Source organism: Streptomyces sp. NPDC028928 (genome assembly GCF_055564915.1).
Genome location: NZ_JBVHVI010000013.1, coordinates 265,562 through 268,082, shown reverse-complemented (window position 1 = coordinate 268,082; position 2,521 = coordinate 265,562). Strand labels below are relative to the sequence as shown.

Sequence of the window (2,521 nt, the reverse complement as noted above, 5' to 3'; positions counted from 1 at the left end):
ACAACCCCCACCCCCCCCCCCCCCCCCTCCTTCCCCCCCCCCCCCCCCCCCCCCCCCCCCCCCCCCCCCCCCCCCCCCCCCCCCCCCCCCCCCCCCCCGTGCCGTCGGCCGGAGCCGTGGTCACTGACGGCGGTCGATGCGGCGCCAGATCACGGCGGCGCCGACGACGGCGGCGCCCGCCGCGCCCACGATCAGTGCCGGCCGCGGATGCCGGGCGGCGGCGCCCATGACGGACCGCACCGGCCGCGGCGCCCGCAGGTCGTGCCGGGCGGTGCGTCCGGCCCGCGTCGCCCGGTCCCGCACGGTGTGCTTGCCGTGTCCGGCCCGCTCCTGCACCAGGTGGCCGGCCTTCGCCATCCGTTCCGTCGCGCTGTGACCGGCCTTCGCCATCCGTTCCTGCGCGGTGTGGCCGGCCTGGGCGGCACGGACCTGCACCAGGTGTCCCGCCTTGGCCGCCCGGTCCTGCATGCCGTGCCCCGCCTGGGCGGCGCCGGCGCGCAGCTGGACGGTCATGGCGCCGGCCTTGTCCTTCAGGTCCGCGGCCCGTACCCGCGCCCTGTCCTTCACCTCGGCCCGGCCCACCATGTGGGCGACCGTGTCGCCGAGCCGGTGCCGTGCGTGCTCGATCTGCTGCCGCAGCTCGTCGGGGCCCTTGGCGCCCGAGCGGTGCGCGTTCCTGTGCCTCATCGGTGTGCCGCCTCCTCCCTGTGTGAACCTCCGGGTACCCGGGCCGGAGCACAGGAATGTTCAGCAATCTTTATCCATATCTCGTAGAAGAATTAAGTAGAGCTTCACGGACGGGGTGCCGAGACTACTCCCATGACGAGTACACGCACGCCCTCGCCCTTCGGCCGCACCCTCTGCGCCATGATCACGCCGTTCACCGAGTCCGGCGCGCTCGACCTGGACGGCGCACAGCGGCTGGCCGCGCACCTGGTGGCGCGGGGCTGCGACGGCCTGGTCCTCAGCGGCACCACCGGCGAGTCGCCCACCACCACCGACGAGGAGAAGGCGCGGCTGGTCGCGGCCGTACGGGAGGCGGTCGGCGACCGGGTCGCGCTGGTCGCGGGCGTGGGCACGTCCGACACCCGGCACACGGTGGAGCTGGCGCTCGCGGCCGGCAAGGCGGGCGCCGACGGCGTGCTGGTGGTGACGCCGTACTACAGCCGGCCCCCGCAGGAGGCCGTGGCCGCCCACTTCCGCCAGGTCGCCGACGCGAGCGAACTGCCGGTGATGCTCTACGACATCCCGGGCCGCACCGGCACCCGCATCGAACCGGAGACGATGATCCGTCTCGCCGCGCATCCGCGGATCGTGGCGGTCAAGGACTGCTCCTACGACGTCCTCGGCACCCTGAAGGTGCTGGCCGAGACGGACCTGGCGTACTACACGGGCTGCGACGAGTACGTGCTGGCGCTGTACGCCGTCGGCGCGGCGGGCTGTGTGAGCACGATCGCGAACGCCGTACCGGCCCACATCGCCGCGATCCTGACCGCCTTCGACGCCGGCGACACCGCCCGGGCCGCGGAACTCCAGCTGGCCGTCACGCCGTTGACCGAGGCGATGATGGGCGCGGGCCTGCCCGGCACGGTCACCGCCAAGGCCCTGCTGTCCCGCCTCGGCCTGCCCGCCGGCCCGGTCCGCGCACCGCTGCTGCCCGCCGGCCCGGAGACGGCCGACGGGCTGCTGGCACGGTACGAGGCGCTGCCCGCGGTCTGAGCGGCGCGTGCCGGCGCGCGGGGTGCCGCGCAGGTCCCGGGCGGGGGCCTGCGCCCATGTCCGCGAAACATCAAAGTAACTTTTTTATTTCTTCGGCGTCCGTCGGGGCGAACCGGGAGTTAACCTCACAAGCGCGGGGACACCCAGTGGAGCCGTTCAGGAAGGGACATGGCGAAGCAGGAGAGAGCCATATGGACACGTCGCACCTTGCTCAGGGCGGCCGCCAGGGAGTTCGACCGCCACGGGTACACCGGCTCGTCACTCGCGCAGATAGCCCGCGCCGCGAACATCTCCATGGGGGCGCTGACCTTCCACTTCTCCTCGAAGCGGGATCTGGCGGACTCCGTCATGGAAGAGGGCAACGCGGCGACCCGGGCCCTGCTGGAGCGCCTGGCCCGGCATGACGGGCCACCGGTGCAGTACGTGGCGTCCCTGACCCTCGCCCTGGTCGATCTGCTGGAGAGGGACCCGGCGGTGCGGGCGGCCGCGCGGCTGGCCCGGGAGGACTCCTGCACCCATCACCAGTGGCACGCCCTGTGGGCGCCGGTCGTCTGCGAACGCCTGCAGCAGACACCGCCCGGCCAGATACCCCCGGGCACGGACGTGTGGGCCATCGCCGACATGGCGATCCATCTGGTCTCCGGGATCGAGGCGACCCTGCGGCACCCTCCGTGCCACGACGAACGGCGCGACAGCGTCCGGCGTCTCGCGCGCATCTGGCGGCAGGCCGTGCCCGGCATCACGCTGCCCCCGGACACCCGCGACGACCCGCCGGACAACGTCCCGGGCAGCTGTGTACGCG

General features: G+C 73.7%; 3 protein-coding genes. 2 read left to right on the top strand and 1 reads right to left on the bottom strand.

Going from position 1 to position 2,521, the window contains the following annotated elements; translation table 11 throughout:
• Positions 1-120: 120 nt before the first annotated feature.
• Positions 121-687: a DUF3618 domain-containing protein gene (locus ACZ4U1_RS29925; RefSeq protein ID WP_467907265.1), complete on the bottom strand. Its 567-nt coding sequence runs from the start codon at positions 685-687 to the stop codon at positions 121-123.
• A 132-nt stretch (positions 688-819) separates the two neighbouring features.
• Between ACZ4U1_RS29925 and dapA the strand changes: the two genes are divergently transcribed.
• Positions 820-1,719, top strand: a complete 900-nt coding sequence (dapA, locus tag ACZ4U1_RS29920) for a 4-hydroxy-tetrahydrodipicolinate synthase (RefSeq protein WP_467907264.1) — start codon at positions 820-822, stop codon at positions 1,717-1,719.
• A 168-nt stretch (positions 1,720-1,887) separates the two neighbouring features.
• On the top strand, positions 1,888-2,521 hold a 634-nt coding region (locus tag ACZ4U1_RS29915), incomplete at its 3' end, for a TetR family transcriptional regulator (RefSeq protein ID WP_467907263.1).

Bases quoted from the DNA above. Each gene is read 5' to 3' on its own strand.
- ACZ4U1_RS29925 (WP_467907265.1), bottom strand. From the start codon at position 687: ATGAGGCACAGGAACGCGCACCGCTCGGGCGCCAAGGGCCCCGACGAG.
- dapA (WP_467907264.1), top strand. From the start codon at position 820: ATGACGAGTACACGCACGCCCTCGCCCTTCGGCCGCACCCTCTGCGCC.